Origin of the sequence: Promicromonospora sp. NPDC057138 (assembly GCF_042670845.1) — a bacterium.
Taxonomy (GTDB): Bacteria; Actinomycetota; Actinomycetes; order Actinomycetales; family Cellulomonadaceae; genus Promicromonospora.
In genome coordinates, this window is sequence record NZ_JBHUUX010000008.1 from 159,751 (window position 1) to 177,059 (window position 17,309).

General features: G+C 71.7%; 17 protein-coding genes. 7 read left to right on the forward strand and 10 right to left on the reverse strand.

Features of this window, described 5'->3' with window-relative positions; all coding sequences use genetic code 11:
* Nucleotides 1–46: 46 nt before the first annotated feature.
* Nucleotides 47–727 carry an NADPH-dependent F420 reductase gene (locus tag ACFT2C_RS08195; RefSeq protein ID WP_377206535.1) on the reverse strand — a complete coding sequence of 227 codons (681 nt, stop codon included), beginning with the start codon at nt 725–727 and terminating at the stop codon, nt 47–49.
* Nucleotides 727–1,815, reverse strand: coding sequence for an LLM class flavin-dependent oxidoreductase (locus ACFT2C_RS08200; RefSeq protein ID WP_377206536.1), 1,089 nt, complete (start codon nt 1,813–1,815; stop codon nt 727–729). Before ACFT2C_RS08200 ends, ACFT2C_RS08195 begins: the two co-directional genes overlap by 1 nt.
* Nucleotides 1,816–1,905: 90 nt before the next feature.
* Between ACFT2C_RS08200 and ACFT2C_RS08205 the strand changes: the two genes are divergently transcribed.
* Complete coding sequence (locus ACFT2C_RS08205) at nt 1,906–2,388, forward strand: MarR family winged helix-turn-helix transcriptional regulator (RefSeq protein WP_377206537.1); 483 nt, start codon at nt 1,906–1,908, stop codon at nt 2,386–2,388.
* A gap of 58 nt (nt 2,389–2,446) precedes the next feature.
* On the opposite strand, the gene ACFT2C_RS08210 is transcribed toward ACFT2C_RS08205, so the two are convergent.
* Nucleotides 2,447–2,950 carry an SRPBCC family protein gene (locus ACFT2C_RS08210; RefSeq protein ID WP_377206538.1) on the reverse strand — a complete coding sequence of 168 codons (504 nt, stop codon included), beginning with the start codon at nt 2,948–2,950 and terminating at the stop codon, nt 2,447–2,449.
* Nucleotide 2,951: 1 nt separating this feature from the next.
* Nucleotides 2,952–3,329: an ArsR/SmtB family transcription factor gene (locus tag ACFT2C_RS08215; protein ID WP_377206539.1), complete on the reverse strand. Its 378-nt coding sequence runs from the start codon at nt 3,327–3,329 to the stop codon at nt 2,952–2,954.
* Nucleotides 3,330–3,460: 131 nt separating this feature from the next.
* Between ACFT2C_RS08215 and ACFT2C_RS08220 the strand changes: the two genes are divergently transcribed.
* The 4 genes from ACFT2C_RS08220 to ACFT2C_RS08235 all read left to right on the forward strand — a co-directional run bounded on the left by ACFT2C_RS08220 (nt 3,461) and on the right by ACFT2C_RS08235 (nt 6,784).
* Nucleotides 3,461–4,006: a ferritin gene (locus ACFT2C_RS08220; protein WP_377206540.1), complete on the forward strand. Its 546-nt coding sequence runs from the start codon at nt 3,461–3,463 to the stop codon at nt 4,004–4,006.
* Between the two features lie 233 nt (nt 4,007–4,239).
* Entirely contained in the window at nt 4,240–4,605 is a 366-nt protein-coding gene (locus ACFT2C_RS08225) for a zf-HC2 domain-containing protein (RefSeq protein WP_377206541.1), read from the forward strand.
* A 129-nt stretch (nt 4,606–4,734) separates the two neighbouring features.
* On the forward strand, nt 4,735–5,211 hold the full coding sequence (locus ACFT2C_RS08230; RefSeq protein ID WP_377206542.1) for a YybH family protein: 477 nt from the start codon (nt 4,735–4,737) through the stop codon (nt 5,209–5,211).
* 148 nt (nt 5,212–5,359) lie between these two features.
* Nucleotides 5,360–6,784 carry a ricin-type beta-trefoil lectin domain protein gene (locus tag ACFT2C_RS08235; protein ID WP_377206543.1) on the forward strand — a complete coding sequence of 475 codons (1,425 nt, stop codon included), beginning with the start codon at nt 5,360–5,362 and terminating at the stop codon, nt 6,782–6,784.
* Between the two features lie 118 nt (nt 6,785–6,902).
* Here ACFT2C_RS08235 and ACFT2C_RS08240 read toward each other — a convergent pair whose 3' ends face one another.
* Genes ACFT2C_RS08240 through ACFT2C_RS08265 form a run of 6 tightly spaced genes read right to left on the reverse strand, consistent with a single transcriptional unit; the run spans nt 6,903 to nt 13,446 of the window.
* Nucleotides 6,903–7,700 (reverse strand): HpcH/HpaI aldolase/citrate lyase family protein, encoded by a 798-nt coding sequence (locus ACFT2C_RS08240; protein ID WP_377206544.1) that lies wholly within the window; start codon nt 7,698–7,700, stop codon nt 6,903–6,905.
* Nucleotides 7,685–8,485 carry a 2-oxo-hept-4-ene-1,7-dioate hydratase gene (hpaH, locus tag ACFT2C_RS08245; protein WP_377206545.1) on the reverse strand — a complete coding sequence of 267 codons (801 nt, stop codon included), beginning with the start codon at nt 8,483–8,485 and terminating at the stop codon, nt 7,685–7,687. The genes ACFT2C_RS08240 and hpaH overlap by 16 nt, the downstream gene beginning before the upstream one ends.
* Nucleotides 8,482–9,627, reverse strand: coding sequence for a 3,4-dihydroxyphenylacetate 2,3-dioxygenase (gene hpaD / locus ACFT2C_RS08250; RefSeq protein WP_377206546.1), 1,146 nt, complete (start codon nt 9,625–9,627; stop codon nt 8,482–8,484). The genes hpaH and hpaD overlap by 4 nt, the downstream gene beginning before the upstream one ends.
* 2 nt (nt 9,628–9,629) lie before the next feature.
* On the reverse strand, nt 9,630–11,162 hold the full coding sequence (gene hpaE / locus ACFT2C_RS08255; protein WP_377206547.1) for a 5-carboxymethyl-2-hydroxymuconate semialdehyde dehydrogenase: 1,533 nt from the start codon (nt 11,160–11,162) through the stop codon (nt 9,630–9,632).
* Nucleotides 11,159–11,893, reverse strand: coding sequence for a GntR family transcriptional regulator (locus tag ACFT2C_RS08260; RefSeq protein ID WP_377206548.1), 735 nt, complete (start codon nt 11,891–11,893; stop codon nt 11,159–11,161). The genes hpaE and ACFT2C_RS08260 overlap by 4 nt, the downstream gene beginning before the upstream one ends.
* Nucleotides 11,890–13,446 (reverse strand): fumarylacetoacetate hydrolase family protein, encoded by a 1,557-nt coding sequence (locus ACFT2C_RS08265; protein WP_377206549.1) that lies wholly within the window; start codon nt 13,444–13,446, stop codon nt 11,890–11,892. Before ACFT2C_RS08265 ends, ACFT2C_RS08260 begins: the two co-directional genes overlap by 4 nt.
* Nucleotides 13,447–13,785: 339 nt before the next feature.
* Between ACFT2C_RS08265 and ACFT2C_RS08270 the strand changes: the two genes are divergently transcribed.
* Together ACFT2C_RS08270 and ACFT2C_RS08275 are read left to right on the forward strand one after the other, a co-directional pair.
* A complete protein-coding gene (locus ACFT2C_RS08270; protein WP_377206550.1) occupies nt 13,786–15,780 on the forward strand; it encodes an FAD-binding monooxygenase in 1,995 nt (664 codons plus the stop codon).
* Complete coding sequence (locus ACFT2C_RS08275; protein WP_377206551.1) at nt 15,777–17,240, forward strand: NAD-dependent succinate-semialdehyde dehydrogenase; 1,464 nt, start codon at nt 15,777–15,779, stop codon at nt 17,238–17,240. Before ACFT2C_RS08270 ends, ACFT2C_RS08275 begins: the two co-directional genes overlap by 4 nt.
* Nucleotides 17,241–17,309: the final 69 nt, after the last annotated feature.

Genomic DNA, 17,309 nt, shown 5'->3' on the forward strand with positions numbered 1-17,309 from the left:
CCGGCACCCCGTCGCCCGGGCGTCGTCAGACGTCGTCCGGCCGTCGTCAGGCGTCGAGGGCCGCTTCCCGGTCCGCCGCTTCGGAGCGCTCACCCGCCAGCATCTCCCCCAGCCGCCCGGCGTCGACGTTCGCCCCGAACGCCGGCGTGCCCGGCTCCATCCGGATCCCCTCGGCGAGCGGTCCGGCGACGACCGGGTCGAAGCCGAGCGCGTCCACGATCCCGGCCACCGCCGCGACGTCGGCCGGGTCGTCGCCGGCGATCCCGATCGCCTTGCGGCCGGGCCTCCCGGCGGGCCGGGCGCCGTCCTCGAGGTCGTGGTAGCCCATGTGGTTGAACGCCTTGACGACTCGCGCGCCGCGGAGCGCGGCCTGGACGAGCTCGCTCGTCGACTCGTCCGGGCCGAGGATCCCGTCGCGCGGCCCGTCGACCTCCCACCAGTGGTTCATGGTGTCGATGACGAGCTTGCCGCCCAGCACGCCGGCCGGGATCGTCCGGTGCCGGCCCAGCGGAAGCGCGAGGACGACGACGTCGGCCTCGCGGGCCGCCGTCTCGGCGTCGACCGCGCGGGCTCCGGGAGCGAGCACCTCCACGGTGAGCGCGATACGGGCCGGGTCGCGGGAGCCGGCGATGAGCACCCGGTAGCCGGCCGCGACGGCGAGCCGGGCGAGCACGGTGCCGACCTTGCCGGCACCCAGGATCCCGATCGTTCGCACGACGGCCGACATCAGCGCGCCTCCGCCGGCGCCGGCTGCTCGGCCGCCAGCTCATCGGCCGCCGGCTTCTCGGCCAGGAGCTCGCGGACCATCGGGATGACCCGCGTGCCGTACAGCTCGACGGCGCGCAGCCGGTCGCTGGCGCGCAGGGCGCCGCCCGAGGAGTAGATGAGGTCGAACCGGCCGACGTCGAGCGCGCGGATCGCCTTGGCCATCTTGCGGGCCACGGTCTCGGGCGAGCCGATGTAGAGCGAGCCCTGGGCGACGTCCGCCTCGAACTCCTCGCGGCGCAGGGGCGGCCAGCCGCGCAGGGCGCCGATGCGGTCGCGGATCACCTTGTAGCCCGGGTAGAACAGCTCCATCGCCTCCTCGTCCGTCTCCGCGATGAAGCCCGGGGAGTGCATGCCCACGGGGTAGGCGGTGGTGCCGAGCTGGTCGGTCGCGCGCCGGTAGAGGTCGACGTACGGCGCGAACCGCTCGGGCGCGCCGCCGATGATCGCCAGCATGAGCCGGAGGCCGTACTGCGCGGTGCGGATCACCGACTGCGGCGAGCCGCCCACCCCGACCCAGGTCGTGAGGCGGCCCGACTCCGTCTTGGGGAAGACGTCGGCGTCCGTCAGCGCGGGCCGCAGCGTGCCCTCCCAGGTCACCGGCTTCTCGTCGAGGAGCTTGACGAACAGGTCGATCTTCTCCTCGAAGAGCTGGTCGTAGTCGCGCAGGTCGTAGCCGAACAGCGGGAACGACTCCGTGAACGACCCGCGCCCGAGGATCACCTCGGCCCGGCCGTTCGACAGCGCGTCGACGGTAGCGAACCGCTGGAACACCCGCACCGGGTCGTCCGAGCTGAGCACGGTCACGCCGGAGGCGAGCTTGATGCGGGAGGTCTTGGTCGCGATGCCGGCCAGCACGGTCTCGGGCGTCGAGATCGCGAACTCGGGCCGGTGGTGCTCGCCGACGGCGATGACGTCGACCCCGGTCTGGTCGGCGAGCACCGCCTCCTCGACGGTGCGGCGGATCGCCTCGCCGTAGGACACGACCTCGCCGCGGTCGTTCCGCGGCAGGTCGCCGAAAGTGTCGATGCCGAACTCGATGTCGCCCATGGGGACTCCTCCACGACTGCCCTACACATCTGATTGACACGTCAATCATGCGCTCGATATGGTTGACACGTCAATCACTTGGAGGTCGCCGTGACACACGACACGTCGCCCCGCTCCCGGCAGTCGCCGACGGCGGACGAGCTGCGCATCTGGCGCGGGTTCATCGAGACGGCGCAGGCGCTGAACGCGCGGCTCGGCAGCCGTCTGCACGAGGCGTCAGCCCTCTCACCTGGCGACTACGCGGTGCTCCTCGCCCTGAGCGAGGCGGACGGGCGCCGCTTGCGCTCCTCCGAGCTCGCGGACGCCGTCGACTGGGAGCGCAGCCGCCTGTCCCACCACATCCGGCGCATGGAGGGACGCGGCCTCATCCGCCGCGACGACTGCGCCGTCGACTACCGGGGCGCCGAGGTGGTGCTCACCGACGAGGGGGCGCAGGCCTTCCGCAGCGCCTCGGTGCCGCACCTGCGCGCGGTGCGGGAGCTCTTCATCGACGCCCTCACGCCGGAGCAGCTCGACCAGGTCGACCAGTTCACGAGGGCCCTGCAGACCCGCCTGTCGTCGTCCGATCGTTGAGTGCTGGGTATTTGTTGGATTTCGGCCTGCCATCCAACAAATACCCAGCACTCAACGATCAGGAGTGGGTCGTGAGGGCGGTCGCCAGCTCCTCGAGCAGGTCGTAGGCCTCCTGCATGCCGCCCTCCATGCCCGTGGCGATGATCATGTCCCGGACGTCCTTGCTGGAGACGACGGTGCGGACCGTCATCCTGGTGCGCCCGTCCCGCTCGGTGAGCGTGTAGTGGTTCAGGCTGGGCTCCGAGTCGCCGTCGGGCATCCCCTCGAAGACCTCGGTCTGCACCATGCCCGCGGGGGCGTCGATCTCGCGGAACTCGCCGTGGAACGCGACCTCGAACCCGCCGTCCGCCGTCATGACGTACCGCCATGTGCCGCCGACCCGGAGGTCGACCTCCACGTCCGTCACGGTTCCGCGCTGCCCCGCCCACCAGCGCTTGATGAGGTCGGGCTCGGTCAGCACCTTCCACACGAGGTGGCGCGGCGCGTTGAACTCCCGGGCGACCAGGATCTCGGTGTCGCTCGGCAGCGTCAGGACGGCGCTGCCCTTGGTCGTGGTGGCCATGTCAGTCTCCTCTTCCGGTTTCCGCTTCGGTTTCCGCTTCTGTTTCCGATTCGGCGTCGGTGAGCTCGTCGAGCACGTCGTCGATCAGGCCGAACCGCTCGTTCCAGAGCCGTTCGTACCGGCCGACCCAGGCGTGCACCGCGCGCAGCGGCGCAGCGTTCACCTGGTACAGACGGCGGCGCCCGTCATCGCGCACGTCCACCAGCCCGACCTCCCGCAGGACCCGCAGGTGCTTGGACACCTGCGGCTGGGCGAGCCCGAGCAGCTCGGTCAGGTCGCCCACCGCGAGCTCGCCGCCGGCCAGGGCGTCGAGGATCTCGCGGCGGCGCGGCTCGGCCACCGCGTTGAACGCGTCGGTCGTGGTCGCTGCTCGTGCCATGGCTCTAACATATACCCATATGGGAATGTGTCAACCCAAGAGCACGGCCCCCGCCGCGGGTGCGACGAGGGCCGGGGTCAGCTCGGGTCGGACGGCGGCAGGCGACCGCCGAAAGCGGCTAGCGTGAGCCCATGACGACGACCTCGGAGAACTCGCTGTACCTGCGCCTGCTGGGCGAGCAGGTGGGCCACGAGTTCGCGGCGCACCTGCAGTACGTGGCGATCGCTGTGTGGTTCGACAGCCACGACCTTCCGCAGCTGGCGGCGCACTTCTACCGGCAGGCGCTCGAGGAGCGCAACCACGGCATGATGATCGTCCAGTACCACCTGGACCGGTCGCTGCCCGTGAAGATCCCCGGCACCCCCGACGTGCGCAACGACTTCGGAGATGTCCTGGAGCCCCTCCAGCTCGCGCTCGACCAGGAGCAGCAGGTCACGGCGCAGATCGAGGCGATCTTCCGCGCGGCTCGCAACGAGGGCGACGCGCTGGGCGAGCAGTTCCTCATGTGGTTCCTGGAGGAACAGGTCGAGGAGGTCGCCGCCGCGACCACGCTCGTCACGGTCGCCAGGCGCGCCGGCGACAACCTGTTCGACCTGGAGAACTACGTGGCGCGCGAGACCATCGGCGACGCCGGCGAGTCCGCCGCCGCCCCGCGAATAGCAGGCGGCCCGCTCTAACCACCCGCCTCGTTGAGTGCTGGACATTCGCCCCTCTTCCCGTCTCGGAAGGGCGAATGTCCAGCACTCAGCTGTCGGGGGTGGCGGGAGCGGGGAGAGGGCGGCGACAGGGCTCCGGCCCCATGGCGTCGTGCCCGCGTCCCGTATCACAGACGGATTCCACGACTCCCGCCTCGGGGTGAAATTGTTACCCCGCGAACCTCGGCACTATGCGTAGAAAGAGGCGGATTCGCGTGACCAGCAGGGCCGGCGTCGACGACCGGCACGCCGCCGCAGTCGCCGCACGCCGGGCCGACGTCGCCGTCCTCCGTTCGGTCCTGTCCGCCCTGGCCGACGACGCCGTCGCGCGCCCCCGAACCGTGCACCCGCCCGAGTGCCGCGCCACCCGCGCCGCCATGCACGACTACGTCAAAGCACGCCTCGTGCCGAGCCGGCAACGCCGGGTCGAGGCCCACCTGGACCGCTGCGTCCCCTGCACACGTGCGTTCATCGACGTCCGCGAGGTGTCCTGGGCGCTGCGGGGTCTCGGGCGGCGCCTCGCCGCGGACGGTCACCCCGGCGGGCGGCATCGCCGGACGTCGCCGCGCGCCTGGGTGTGAACGTCGGCCGGATGTGATCGTCGGCCGGAGCGGGCAGGCCCGGCCTGAAGCCGGGACCCGTCACATCTCCGCGCCCTCGGTCGTCGGGTCGTTGTCACGACGAGTCAGCCGACGGAAGGACGACGAGAGATGGCTACGCAGAACTCGACGCAGGACTCCACGCAGGACTTCGGGCAGAACGAGGCCGGCGAGGCCGAGATCCGGGGCCAGGTCGACCGGCTGGTCGCCGCGATCGGGGCCAAGGATCTGACGGGCTTGGAGCGGCTGTACGCGGCGGACGTCGTGTCCTTCGACGTCGAACCGCCGCTGCAGCACGTCGGGCTGGAGGCGAAGCTGACGAACTGGCGGGGCGTGTTCACGTTCTTCCGCGAGGTGCGCTACGAGCTGCGCGACCTGGCCTTCACCGTCGACGAGGACGTCGCGTTCGGGCACGGCTTCGGCCGGCTGAGCGGCACGCTGGAGAGCGGGGCCGTGGCGAACGGCATGTGGGTCCGGGCAACCCTCTGCTTCCGCCGCTCCGGCGGCGAGTGGCTGATCGCGCACGACCAGGTGTCCGTGCCGTTCGACATCCGCACCGGACGTGGGGTGGCCGACCTAGAGCCCTGACCAGGCCGTCCGCCGATCCGTGCGCGGAGACGCTTGTGCAACCAGGGACCGACGTGCAATGTTTACGCCACCATCGGCATCAGGACGGCACCGACCGCCTCGACGCCTCGGACGGCGGCGCAGCGACGCGCCCCTAGATCGGAGTCCCATGACACGAACAATCCGGACCGGCGGCGCCCTGGCGGCCGTCGGCATCCTCGCAGCGGCGGTGGCGGTGGTCCCTGGTCCCGCTGTCGCCGCCCCGGCGGTCGGGCCGAACAGCACCAGCGAGTTCCGCGGGGTCAACTGGGCGGACCCGCGCGACAACTACGCGGACGACGAGGTGGTGCCCTCCGGCCTGAGCACGGAGGACGACTACAGCACGACGTACGCCAAGTCGACCGACATCCTGCTCGAGTTCCGGCACGAGGTCCGCGCAAACACCGTGCGTCTGCCCATCAACCCCTCGAGCGTCGGCACGGACTGGTGGGACTCGTACCAGGGCGCCATCGACGCCGCCACGCAGAACGGGTTCAAGGTCATCCTCAGCTACTGGGAGGCGGACAACGCCAAGGACGGCCGGGCCGACGACCCCGCCGCCTTCGACGCGATGTGGGACACGGTCGTGGCGGAGTACGGGCAGAACTCGAAGGTGTACTTCGAGCCCATGAACGAGCCGTTCGGCTACTCCCTCGACCAGTGGGTGGGCCTGACCGCGGGCTGGCTCGACGACCACGACGACGTGCCCCGCGGCCGCGTGATCATCTCGGGGACGGGCTACAACGACAACGTCACGGGCGTCGGCGCGGCCAAGGAGCTGAAGGGGACGCTGCTCTCGCTGCACTTCTACGGGTTCTGGGCCAACAGCACCACCGAGGAGGCGTGGAAGGCGAACCTCCTGCCGCGCATCGGCCAGTACGGCTGGCGCACGCTCGTCAGCGAGGCGGGATCGCCCATGACCACGGGCCTGAACTACGGCAACCACGAGGGTGACGTCTCCACCTCGTACCTCGGCGCGCTGACGGAGGTCGCACGGCAGCAGGGCATGGGGCTCGTCTACTGGCCCGGCCTGCGCACGGGCGACTCCTACTCGCTGACCGAGGCGGTCGGCGACGGCGACCTCGAGGTCACCAACGCCTCGGGGCTGGCCCAGATCCAGTGGGGCTGGGGACTGCTCAAGAACGAGGCCCTGAACGACCTGCCGCCCGCACCGCCGGGTGAGCCGCTCGTCAGCGTCCAGCACAACGTGTGCGTCGACGTGCCGGGCGGCTCGACGACAGCCGGCACGACACTCGGCCTGTGGTACTGCAACGGGGGCGGCAACCAGTCGTTCAACTGGACCGCGGACCGGCAGCTCACGGTCTACGGCGACATGTGCGTCACGCCGGGCGGAGCACTCACCGTCGGTGGCACGCTCGTCATCGACGACTGCGCTGGCACGCCCGACCAGCAGTGGGAGCTCAACGCCGACGCGACGATCAGCAGCGTCGCCGACCCGACCCTCTGCCTGGCGACCCCGGCCGACTCCTGGGGACTCAACCTCGCGACCTGTGACGCGGCGGCCACGACCCAGCAGTGGAGGCGCACGCCGTAGGGACCGGACGCGGGCGGCTGCTCCGGACCTCCGGAGTGGCCGCCCGCCGTGCTGGCTACGGCGCCGTGTCCCCGCCGCCCGGTTCACCCGCGGTGCGACTCGCCCCAGGTGCGCGCCGTCAGCCCGCCGCTTCGCCCTCGCCGATCCACCGGTCCGCCAGGGCCTCCGAGCCCCGGGCGAGCAGCGCGACGTCGGCCCCGACCAGCACGAAGATCGCCCCGGCGTCCAGGTAGGACCGGGCCGTCGCCGGGTCGAAGGCGTTGACGCCGACGGGCTTGCCCGCGGCCCGCACGGCGTCAAAGGTCCGGTGCACCGCGGCGACGACGTCGGGGTGCGTCTGCTGCCCGAGCACGCCCATCGAGGCCGCGAGGTCGGACGGGCCGACGAACACGCCGTCGACCCCGTCGACCGCGGCGATCGCCGCGGCGTTCTCGACGCCGGTCGCGGACTCGACCTGCACGAACAGTGAGACGTGGCGGTCGGCGTCCGGCATGTAGCCCTCGACCCGGTTCCAGCGTGCGCCGCGGGACAGGGCGCTGCCCACCCCGCGTATGCCCTGCGGCGGGTAGCGCACCGCCCGCACGACGTCGTGGGCCTGCTCGGCCGTGTCGACCATGGGCACCAGCACGTTCTGTGCGCCCAGGTCGAGCATCTGCTTGAGCACGACGGCGTCGCCCGACGGCGCCCGCACGACCGGCGTGACCGGGTACGGCGCCACGGCCTGCAGCAGCGCCGACATGGTCTCCAGGCCGATCGGCGAGTGCTCGCCGTCGATCAGCAGCCAGTCCAGCCCGGCGCCCGCGCAGATCTCCGCCACCAGCGGGCTGCCGCTGGACACCCACATGCCGATCTGCGGTCGGCCGGAGTCGGCGATGCGGTCGCGGAACGTGGGCGGGAGGGTCAGACGAATCGGCACGAGACGGTCCCCAGCTCTCGGTAGTCGGCCAGCACGGTGTCGCCGGGCTCGATCCACACGGGTCGCGTGAAGGAGCCGGCCAGGATGATCTCGCCGGGCTGCAGGGCGTCGTCGTGCTGGGCGAGCTTGTTCGCGAGCCAGGCGACGCCGGTGGCCGGGTGGTTCAGGACGGCGGCGGCGACGCCGGACTCCTCGATGGTCTCGTTGCGGTACAGGAGCGCCGAGACCCAGCGCAGGTCGGTCTCGTCGACCCGCACCGGGTTGCCGCCGTAGACCATGCCGCCCATCGCCGCGTTGTCGCTGATCGTGTCGACGATGGTGCGCCCGGCCATCTCGATGCGCGACGACAGGATCTCCAGGGCGGGCACCACGTACTCGGTGGCGCGCAGCACGTCGAACACGGTGACGCCCGGGCCCTTGAGCCCTTCGCGCAGCACGAAGGCCAGCTCCACCTCGATCCGCACGTTCGAGAACCGCCCGTGCTCGATGACGGACCCGTTGTCGAAGACCATGTCCGCGAAGATGGCGCCGTAGTCCGGCTCGGTGATGCCGGTGGCGGCCTGCATGACCTTCGAGGTGAGCCCGATCTTGCGGCCCACCGGGCGCCGTCCGGCCTCGATGCCCCGCCGGCGCCACGTGTTCTGCACGGCGTAGGAGTCCTCGACGGTCATGCTGGGGTACCGCGCGGTCAGGAGGGGCACCGTGGTGCGCTCCGCCTCGGCGCCGGCCAGCTCGTCGGCGATGGCGGTGATCGTCGCGTCGTCCAGCGTGCGCTCCCCCGTCACAGCTGGTGTCCCAGCTTGTACTCGCCCTGCTTCCATGACGGCAGCGCGTCGGCGTCGTCCTGCGGACGGGTGTAGGAGAAGCCGTCCGCGCCGATGGTCACCGCCATCTCGGAGGTGTCGGTGCGGGCGACGACGGGCTGCGGGTTGCCGTCCAGGTCCAGGACGAGCGACGCCTCCGTGTACCAGGACGGTACCACCGGGTTGCCCCACCAGTCGCGGCGCTGGTTGTCGTGCACGTCCCAGGTCACCACGGGGTTGTCGGGGTCGCCCGTGTAGTAGTCCTGCGTGTAGATCTCCACGCGGTGCCCGTCCGGGTCGCGCAGGTACAGGTAGAAGGCGTTGGACACGCCGTGCCGGCCCGGCCCGCGCTCGATGCGGTCCGACAGGCGCAGCGCCCCGAGCTTGTCGCAGATCGCGATGATGTTGTGCTTCTCGTGCGTGGCGAACGCGACGTGATGCATGCGCGGCCCGTCGCCGCCCGTCATCGCCGTGTCGTGCACCGTGGGCTTGCGGCGCATCCACGCGGCGTAGGTCGTGCCCTCGGAGTCCTGGATGTCCTCGGTAACGCGGAAGCCGAGGTCCTCCATGAACTTCACGGCCCGCGGCACGTCCGGGGTGACCTGGTTGAAGTGGTCCAGGCGCACCAGCGCGCCGGGGGTGTGCAGGTCGTACCGCCAGGCCAGCCGCTCGACGTGCTCGACGTCGTAGAAGAACTCGTAGGGGAAGCCGAGCGGGTCGGTGACGCGCACCGAGTCGCCGATGCCGCGGGTGAAGCCCTCGGCGCGGCGCTCCACCCGGCAGCCGAGCTCGGTGTAGAACGCGACGGCCCGGTCGAGCTCCTGCGGGCTGCGCACCCGGTAGGAGAACGCAGCGACGGCGGCCACTGGACCCTTGCGCAGCACGAGGTTGTGGTGGATGAACTCCTCGAGGCTACGCAGGTAGACGGCGTCCTCGTCCTCCTCGGTCACGACGAGGCCGAGCACGTCGACGTAGAAGTTCCGGGAAGCGGTCAGGTCGGTGACCACGAGCTCCATGTACGCGCACCGCAGGATGTCCGGCGGCGGCGCCACCGGCGTCGGGATCGGGTGGGCGGCGGTGATCGGCGCTTCGCTGGTCACGACGGGTTCGGTCGGATCGGTCATCTTCAGGCTCCCTTGCCAAAAGTCGGGTTGTGGACCTTGCCGAGCGTGATGTGCACGGCCTGCTGGTCGGTGTAGAAGTCGATCGAGCGGTACCCGCCCTCGTGCCCGAGGCCGGAGGCCTTGACGCCGCCGAACGGCGTGCGCAGGTCGCGCACGTTGTTCGAGTTGAGCCAGACCATGCCCGCCTCGACGGCCTGCGCGAAGTTGTGCGCGCGCTTGAGGTCGTTGGTCCACACGTAGGCGGCGAGCCCGTACCTGACCCCGTTGGCCAGGGCGAGTGCCTCCGCCTCGGTGTCGAACGGCGTGATCGCCACGACCGGGCCGAAGATCTCCTCCTGGAAGATCCGGGCCGACGACGGCACGTCCGCGAAGACGGTCGGAGCCACGTAGTTGCCGGTCTCGAAGCCCTCCGGGCGCCCGCCCCCGGCCACAAGACGGCCCTCGGTCCTGCCGATCTCGATGTAGGAGACGACCTTGTCGTAGTGCTCGGGGTGCACCAGCGCACCGACCTCGGTCCTCGGGTCCTGCGGGTCGCCGACCACGACTCGCTTCGCCTGCGCGGCGTACCGCTCGACGAACTCGTCGTAGACCGCGCGCTCGACGAGGATGCGGCTGCCCGCGGTGCAGCGCTCGCCATTGAGCGAGAAGACGCCGAAGATCGTGGCGTCGATCGCGGCCTCCAGGTCGGCGTCGGCGAAGACGATCGCTGGGGACTTGCCGCCCAGCTCCATCGACAGGCCCTTGAGGTACGGGGCAGCGTTGCCGAAGATGAGCTGCCCGGTGCTGCTCTCCCCCGTGAACGAGATCAGCGGCACGTCCGGGTGCTTGACCAGCGCGTCCCCCGCGTCCTCCCCGAGGCCGTTGACGAGGTTGAACACGCCCTCGGGCAGCCCGGCCTCCTCGAAGATGCCGGCCCACAGCGACGCCGACAGCGGCGTGAACTCGGCGGGCTTCAGCACCACGGTGTTGCCGGTCGCCAGTGCGGGGCCGAGCTTCCAGGACTCGAGCATGAACGGCGTGTTCCACGGCGTGATCAGGCCGGCGACGCCGATCGGCTTGCGGTTGACGTAGTTGATCTGGCGGCCGGGCACCTTGAAGGTGTCGTCCGACTGGGCCACGACCAGGTCGGCGAAGAACCGGAAGTTCTCCGCTGCCCGCCGCGCCTGGCCCAGCGCCTGCGTGATCGGCAGGCCGGAGTCGAAGCTCTCCAGCTCGGCGAGCCGCGCGTCGCGGGACTCGACGAGGTCCGCGATCCGGTGCAGGATCCGCGACCGCTCGCGCGGCAGCATCCTGGGCCAGGGGCCGTTCAGGAACGCCTCGCGCGCCGCGGCTACGGCGAGGTCGACATCGGCTGCCTTGCCCGCCGCCGCCCGTACGTAGACCTCGTTGGTCACGGGTTCGAGCACGTCGAACGTGTCGCCGTCGACCGAGTCGACGAGCTTGCCGCCGATGTAGTGCTGGATGCGGCCGGGTAGGTCGGCCGGCACGTGGCGGGTCGGCTGGGTGGCCGCTGGGCCGGTCACTGGGTTGCTCACTGTGTCTCCATGGGTCGGGTCCGGCGGGGTCCCGCGGCACCTGTGGCGCGGGCGTCCAGGAAGGCCTGCATGGTCGCCCACCGGTGGTCGCGTGCGGCGATCTCGATCTCGAGCGGATCGGCCCGGCGGGCGATCAGGTCGAGGATGTGGACGTGCTCGGCCACGGAGTCGTGGGCCCGGCCGGGCACGAACGCGAACGTGGAGTCGCGCAGCCCGGAGAGCTGCGCCCAGCCGCGGTGGACCATGTCGAGCAGCAGCTTGTTGGGGCACGACTCGAACAGCACCGAGTGGAACTGCCGGTTCAGCGCGGTGAACGCGTGCGGGTCGAAGTGGTCGAGCAGCGAGCGCAGGTGCTCGTTCACCTCGGTCGCGCGCCGGAGGTCCGCGGCGGAGACGGCAGGCGCCGAGAGCCCGGTCGCGGCCCCTTCGACGACGCCAAGGGCCTGCATGGCGTCGACGTAGCCGTGCTCGTCGATCATCGCGACCCGCGCGCCGACGTTGCGCTCGTAGGTCACCAGGCCCTCGGCCTCCAGCCGTCGGATGGCCTCGCGCACCGGTACGACGCTCATCGCGAGCTCGTCGGCGATGTTCTGCAGCACCAGGCGGTAGCCCGGGCTCAGCTCGCGCAGCGCTATGCGGTCGCGCAGGTAGTCGTACGCGAGCTGCGACTTGCTCAGGGCGCCGGCGAACGCGGTCTCGACGGCCGACGCCGCCACGTCCCCGGTCGTCATGGCGTCTCCCGCTCTGCCTGGGACTTCGATGACTGGGACTTCGATGCCTCGTAGCGCTCCCGCCACTCGGCGTTCGGCGGGAACAGCCCGTCGACCGGGTGGCCGGCGGCGACCTGCTGCGCCACCCAGGCGTCCTGCTCCTCCTGGGCGAGGGTCGCGTCGGCCACCTCCTCGGCCAGGTGCGGCGGGACGACGACCACGCCGTCCGCATCGCCCACGACGATGTCGCCGGGCAGCACGGTCGCCCCGCCGCAGGCGACCGCGACGTCGGTGTCCCATGGCACGTGCCGGCGGCCGAGCACCGCGGGGTGCGGGCCGCGCGAGAACACGGCCAGCCCCGTCGCGGCGACGGCGTCGAAGTCGCGTACGCCGCCGTCGGTGACGACGCCCGCGGCCCCACGGACCTTCGCGCGCAGCGCGAGGATGTCGCCCAGGGTGGCCGAGCCCGTCTCGCCCCGCGCCTCGATGACGATGACCTCGCCGGCGCCGACGGCGTCGAACGCCCGCTTCTGCGCGTTGTAGCCGCCGCCGTGCGTGGCGAACAGGTCCTCGCGGTTCGGCACGAAGCGCAGCGTCCGCGCCCGGCCGACGATCGTCGCGCCGGGGAAGTTGGGGCGCACTCCCTCGATGATCACGTTGTTCAGGCCGCGCTTGCGGAGCTGGGCCGAGAGCCCGGCGACGGGCGCGTGGCGCAGCTTGCCGGCGAGCTCCTCGGTGAGCACGAACGGCTCGGGCTCCGGCTCGGTCACAGGCTCGGGTGCCAGCCCCGCCGCCTCGCGGCTCCCCCACGCCTCGGCACGCTGCGTGTCGTCGACCTGCGGACCCGCGCCGACATCGCCGAACGGCACGTCGCCCTGCACCACGGTGGTCACCAGGCGGCCCGACGTCGGCGTGCCGGGCGCCGTCGGCGCGTCCACCTCGACCTCGACGACGTCGCCCGGCACCACGACGCTCGACCCCGCGGGCGTGCCCGTGAGGATGACGTCGCCCCGCTCCAGCGTGAGGTGCTGGGACAGGTCGGCCACGATCTGCGCGAACGGGAACAGCAGCGCGTCGTCGCCGGTGGAGTCCTCCTGCACGAGCTCGCCGTTGACCCAGGTGCGCACCCGCAGGCCGGCGGGGTCGACCGTACGGGCGTCGAGGAGCGCGGGGCCGACCGGCGTGTAGCCGTCGCGGCCCTTGGAGCGCAGGTTCGAGCCCTTGTCGGCCCATCGCAGGTCGTAGACGCCCAGGTCGTTCGCCGCGGTCACGGCGGCGACGTGGTCCCACGCCTCCTCGACGGAGACGTTCCGGGCCGGCTCACCGATGACGAGCGCCACCTCCCCCTCGAAGGCCAGCAGCTCCGTGCCGGCGGGCCGCTCGACGACGCCGCCCGTGGCGCCCAGCGAGCTGGCCGGCTTGAGGAAGTACGACGGCGCCGCGGGCCGCCGTCCGCGCTGCGCGGCGCGCGAGGCGTACGCGATGTGGACGGCGACGATCTTGCCCGGCCGCACCGCGAGCGACCCGCTCGCCGGTGGCTTCCCCGTTACGGAGGCCTGCGCTTCGGTACCCATGAGCTCCCTTGCCCGTCGTCTGCCGCCGGTGTTCCACGACCCCTGGCGCTTCGTATCACAGATCGTATATGGTCGGGGGGAACCAAGCAAGGCCGCCCTCCGGCCGAGCACACCCGACCGGCCTGCCGACGACGGCAGGCCCGGATGACGAAGGAGTCATGCGATGTCAGACCCTGCCCCGGACGATCCCACCGCGACTAGCTCCCCCTCCGCCCGCGAGCGCCGTCGCGTCGTCCTCGCCACCGTCGTCGGCACGACCGTCGAGTAGTACGACTTGTTCATCTGACGGTGGTCGGGCTCGCCGCGACGATGCCGCCCCACGAGCAGAACGGAAGAACCATGCAGTTCCACCATCACGGCTACGTCTCCGGCGACCCGCGCGTGCAGCCGGCCACGGGCTACGGTCTGAAGCGGCCGGCCGAGCTGCCGGACGAGGTCGACGTGCTCATCGTCGGCAGCGGCCCGGCAGGCATGATCGCCGCTGCGCAGCTCGCGCAGTTCCCCGGCATCCGCACGCACGTCGTCGAGCGGCGGGCCGGGCGCCTCGAGATGGGCCAGGCCGACGGCATCCAGGCGCGCAGCGTCGAGACGTTCCAGGCGTTCGGGTTCGCCGAGCGGATCACCGCCGAGGCCTACCGGATCACGGAGATGGCGTTCTGGAAGCCCGACCCGGAGCGGCCGGAGAACATAGTGCGCGGCGCGGTCCCGCCCGACGACACCACGGGGATCAGCGAGTTCCCGCACCTGATCGTCAACCAGGCGCGGGTGCTCGACTACTTCGCCGAGGTGGCGGCCCGCGGCCCCGCCCGGGTCACGCCGGACTACGGCCTGGAGGTCGTGGGCCTCACGGTGGCGGGGGCGGCGGAGGCACCGGAAGCCGCGGACGGCGCACAGGCCGACGAGCACCCGGTCACCGTGACCCTCCGGCACACCACAGGCCCGCGCGAGGGCACCGAGCGGACGGTGCGCGCCCGCTACGTCGTCGGGTCCGACGGCGCGCACAGCGCCGTCCGGGAGGCGATCGGCCGCAAGCCCGTGGGCGACAAGGCCAACCACGCCTGGGGTGTGATGGACGTGCTCGCCGTGACCGACTTCCCCGACGTCCGCACCAAGTGCGCCATCCAGTCGCACGACGGCGGGTCCATCCTGCTCATCCCCCGCGAGGGCGGTTACCTCGCGCGGTGGTACGTCGACCTCGGGGAGGTGCCGCCGGGTGAGAGCGCCCGTGTCCGCGCGACGAGCCTGGACGAGGTCATCGCCCGGGCGAACCGGATCATCCACCCCTACACGCTGGACGTGAAGGACGTGCCCTGGCACAGCGTGTACGAGGTGGGCCACCGTGTCACCGACGGGTTCGACGACGTCCCCGCCGAGCTCGCCGACGTCCGCACGCCGCGGGTGTTCCTCACCGGCGACGCCTGCCACACGCACAGCGCGAAGGCCGGCCAGGGCATGAACGTGTCGATGCAGGACGGCTGGAACATCGCCTGGAAGCTGGCCCACGTGCTCACGGGCCGGGCTCCGGAGGCGCTGCTGGCCACCTACTCGGCCGAGCGGCAGGTCGTCGCGCAGAACCTCATCGACTTCGACCGTGAGTGGTCGCGCCTGATGGCCACTCCCCCCGAGGACCTGCCCGACCCGACGTACCTGGAGGACTTCTACGTCAAGACCCAGGAGTTCCCGTGCGGGTTCATGACGCAGTACCAGCCGTCCATGATCGTGGCCGAGCCGGTCCATCAGGAGCTCGCCACGGGCTTCTCGGTCGGCAAGCGGTTCAAGTCCGCCCCCGTCGAGCGCGTCGCTGAGGGCAATCCCGCCCACCTGGGCCACCACGCCCGCGCCGACGGGCGGTGGCGCGTCTACGCGTTCGCCGACGCCGCCGCGCCGGCCGAGCCCTCGGCGCTGCGCGACTGGGCCGAGTGGCTGGCTAGCGCGCCCGGCTCGCCGCTGCTGCGGCACACCCCGGCGGGGACCGACCCGGACTCCGTGCTCGACGTCAAGGTCGTCTACCAGCAGGACCACTTCGGCGTGGAGTTCGCCGACGTGCCCGACGTCTTCAGGCCCAGGGTCGGCCCGTTCGGGCTGATCGACTACGAGAAGGTGTACGCGACCGACCCCGACCACGACATCTTCGAGCTGCGCGGCATCGACCGGGGCGGCGCCGTCGTCGTCGTGCGGCCCGACCAGTACGTGGCCGCCGTCCTGCCGCTGAGCGCGCGGGACGAGCTCAGCGCGTTCTTCGCCGGGGCGCTGCTGCCCCAGCCGCGGCCGCAGGAGACCACGCAGCAGGACACCACGCAGCAGGACGAAACGAACACCGAGGAGAACGCATGACCAGCACCGCCGAGTCCGACCTGCTCGCCGCCGTCCCCGACGGGCTCCTCATCGGCGGCCGATGGCGGCCCGGCGCGGCGGGCCGGACGCTCTCGGTCGAGGACCCGTCGACCGGCGACACCCTCAAGACCATCGCCGACGCCGACCCCGCGGACGGTATGGCCGCGCTCGACGCGGCGGTCGCCGCCTCCGCCGAATGGGCGGCCACCCCCGCCCGTGCCCGCGGCGAGATCCTCCGCCGCGCGTTCGACCTCGTGCAGGAACGCCGGGAGGACGTCGCCCTCCTGATGACCCTCGAGATGGGCAAGCCGCTCGCGGAGGCACGCGGCGAGGTGACCTACGGGGCCGAGTTCCTGCGCTGGTTCTCCGAGGAGGCCGTGCGGGTCACCGGCCGCTACGGGCCCAACCCCGAGGGCACCGGGCGGATGATCGTCAGCCAGCACCCCGTCGGCCCCTGCTACCTCATCACCCCCTGGAACTTCCCCCTCGCCATGGCCACGCGCAAGATCGCGCCCGCCCTGGCGGCGGGCTGCACGGTGGTGGTCAAGCCCGCGGCGCAGACGCCGCTGACCACCCTGTACCTCGCGCGGCTCCTGCAGGACGCCGGCCTGCCCGACGGCGTCGTCAACGTCATCACGACCTCCACCTCGGGCGCCGTCTCCGAGCCGATCATCGCCGACCCGCGGCTGCGCAAGCTGTCCTTCACGGGCTCGACGCCGGTGGGCCGCAAGCTGCTGGAGCAGTCAGCTCCCGGCGTGCTGCGCACGTCGATGGAGCTGGGCGGCAACGCCCCCTTCGTCATCTTCGACGACGCCGACCTCGACCGGGCCGTCGAGGGCGCGCTCGCCGCGAAGTTCCGCAACATCGGGCAGGCGTGCACGGCCGCCAACCGCTTCATCGTGCACAGCTCGGTCGCCGGCGAGTTCGCTCGCCGGGTCACCGCAGCCGTGAACGGCTTCGTGATCGGACGCGGCACCGAGCCCGGCGTCACCATCGGCCCGCTGGTGGACGGCAACGCCGTCACGAAGGCCGAGGCCCTCGTCAAGGACGCCGTGGCCCGCGGCGCCGAGCTCACCACCGGCGGCTCCCGGATCGACGGGCCGGGGACTTTCTTCGAGCCGACGGTCCTGACCGGCGTCGCGCCCGGCAGCGACATCCTGCGCGAGGAGATCTTCGGGCCGGTGCTCGCGATCGCCACGTTCGACACCGAGGACGAGGCCGTGGCGCTGGCCAACGACACCGAGTACGGGCTGGTCTCGTACGTCTACACCGAGAGCCTCGCGCGCGGCCAGCGCATGATCGACCGGCTGGAGACCGGGATGATGGGCCTCAACGTCGGCGTCGTCTCCAACGCCGCGGCGCCGTTCGGCGGCTGGAAGATGTCCGGCCTGGGCCGCGAGGGCGGCGCCGAGGGCATCCACGAGTACCTCCAGACCAAGTACACGCTGACCCCGGCCTGACGGCGCCGCACCCTTGGAGGCCGCCGCGAAGTAGAGCGCTTGTCCGAGTCTCCCTGGAGTGCCAGGGAG

What these genes read in the sequence shown, in the direction of transcription:
- ACFT2C_RS08195 (WP_377206535.1), bottom strand. Translation starts at nt 727, where the DNA reads ATGTCGGCCGTCGTGCGAACGATCGGGATCCTGGGTGCCGGCAAGGTC.
- ACFT2C_RS08200 (WP_377206536.1), bottom strand. Translation starts at nt 1,815, where the DNA reads ATGGGCGACATCGAGTTCGGCATCGACACTTTCGGCGACCTGCCGCGG.
- ACFT2C_RS08210 (WP_377206538.1), bottom strand. Translation starts at nt 2,950, where the DNA reads ATGGCCACCACGACCAAGGGCAGCGCCGTCCTGACGCTGCCGAGCGAC.
- ACFT2C_RS08215 (WP_377206539.1), bottom strand. Translation starts at nt 3,329, where the DNA reads ATGGCACGAGCAGCGACCACGACCGACGCGTTCAACGCGGTGGCCGAG.
- ACFT2C_RS08220 (WP_377206540.1), top strand. Translation starts at nt 3,461, where the DNA reads ATGACGACGACCTCGGAGAACTCGCTGTACCTGCGCCTGCTGGGCGAG.
- ACFT2C_RS08230 (WP_377206542.1), top strand. Translation starts at nt 4,735, where the DNA reads ATGGCTACGCAGAACTCGACGCAGGACTCCACGCAGGACTTCGGGCAG.
- ACFT2C_RS08235 (WP_377206543.1), top strand. Translation starts at nt 5,360, where the DNA reads ATGACACGAACAATCCGGACCGGCGGCGCCCTGGCGGCCGTCGGCATC.
- hpaD (WP_377206546.1), bottom strand. Translation starts at nt 9,627, where the DNA reads ATGACCGATCCGACCGAACCCGTCGTGACCAGCGAAGCGCCGATCACC.
- ACFT2C_RS08260 (WP_377206548.1), bottom strand. Translation starts at nt 11,893, where the DNA reads ATGACGACCGGGGACGTGGCGGCGTCGGCCGTCGAGACCGCGTTCGCC.
- ACFT2C_RS08265 (WP_377206549.1), bottom strand. Translation starts at nt 13,446, where the DNA reads ATGGGTACCGAAGCGCAGGCCTCCGTAACGGGGAAGCCACCGGCGAGC.
- ACFT2C_RS08270 (WP_377206550.1), top strand. Translation starts at nt 13,786, where the DNA reads ATGCAGTTCCACCATCACGGCTACGTCTCCGGCGACCCGCGCGTGCAG.
- ACFT2C_RS08275 (WP_377206551.1), top strand. Translation starts at nt 15,777, where the DNA reads ATGACCAGCACCGCCGAGTCCGACCTGCTCGCCGCCGTCCCCGACGGG.